Source organism: Methylophaga sp. UBA4204, from assembly GCF_002379485.1.
In the GTDB taxonomy this organism is placed as follows: Bacteria; Pseudomonadota; Gammaproteobacteria; order Nitrosococcales; family Methylophagaceae; genus Methylophaga.
In genome coordinates this window covers 28,517-29,495 of the sequence record NZ_DFTU01000090.1, presented here as the reverse complement: position 1 = coordinate 29,495, position 979 = coordinate 28,517, and the positions used below count along the sequence as shown (strand labels likewise).

General features: G+C 55.2%; 2 protein-coding genes. Both read right to left on the bottom strand.

All coding sequences use genetic code 11. The features are described from left to right. Positions 1 to 213, bottom strand: a 213-nt coding sequence (locus B3182_RS13515) for an MBL fold metallo-hydrolase (protein ID WP_292753085.1), incomplete at its 3' end; no start/stop codon positions are given. A gap of 152 nt (positions 214 to 365) precedes the next feature. After that, positions 366 to 842: a signal peptidase II gene (gene lspA, locus B3182_RS13510; protein ID WP_292753096.1), complete on the bottom strand. Its 477-nt coding sequence runs from the start codon at positions 840 to 842 to the stop codon at positions 366 to 368. Positions 843 to 979 lie beyond the last annotated feature (137 nt).

Here is a 979-nt window from a genome sequence, read left to right as displayed (position 1 = left end):
CTGCTTTAGCTCGCGGGCGGAAGTGATGTGATCGGCGTGGATATGGGTATCCAGAGTGTATTCCAGCTTGAGCCCCAGCTTTGATACCTCTGCCAGGTCGCGCTCGACCGAGTTGATAACCGGATCAATCAGGACCGCTCGTCCGGTTTCCTCGCAGCCCAGAAGATAGGTGTAAGTGCTGGATACGGGTTCATACAGTTGTCGAAAGATCATGTGTTGTTCCCTGTCTGCGTCGGCGCTTCCATCCGCAAATGCTACCATCAACCTGCATGCTGCATGGGCAACCAACCCGGCTTGCTGTGTGCTTTATGAGAAAGAAGCTGCGTATATCTGGGATAGGATCCAAGCGTGCGTCAGCGAAAACTCTAGCCGATTCCGCGGCGACGGCTGCCTGGCTGATGTCGTATTTCGGCCCAGATAAAGAGGGCAGCACCGAGGACGATCCATACGTCCGCCAGGTTGAACGATGGCCAGTGCCACTGGGCATAATGAAAATCGAGAAGATCCTCGACGTAGCCCAAGCGTAAGCGATCTGCGACATTGCCCAACGCACCGCCGAGGATAGCGCTGAGTGCGAGCCGATAACTCAGTACGCTCGGTGAACGCCAAAGCCAGTACACCAGTAATATCGAGATAACCAGGGCCAGTCCGATGAAAAGCGGCTGCTGCCAACCGCCGACATCCGCGAGAAAGCTGAAGGCCGCCCCCGTATTGTGGCGGTGGACCCAATTGAAGAAGGGCGTGACCGATACACTTTCTCCATACATAAGCATGGTACTGGCAAGGTACTTGCTAGCCTGATCCGCCAGCAGTAACAGGAGCGAGAGCCACAGCCAGCGCATCGTTTTTCTCGGCTCCCGGGCTTTCTCTGCGAGCCAATTGCCATAAGTAGACAAATTCCTTCCTCCTCACCCAATTGAAAATCTGCTCGCTATAGAGTGGCGGGCGTCATGTACCCAGCCGATGATACTGGCGAATT

Excerpts from the sequence above, each read along its gene's own strand:
- lspA (WP_292753096.1), bottom strand. The coding sequence starts at position 842 with ATGCGCTGGCTGTGGCTCTCGCTCCTGTTACTGCTGGCGGATCAGGCT.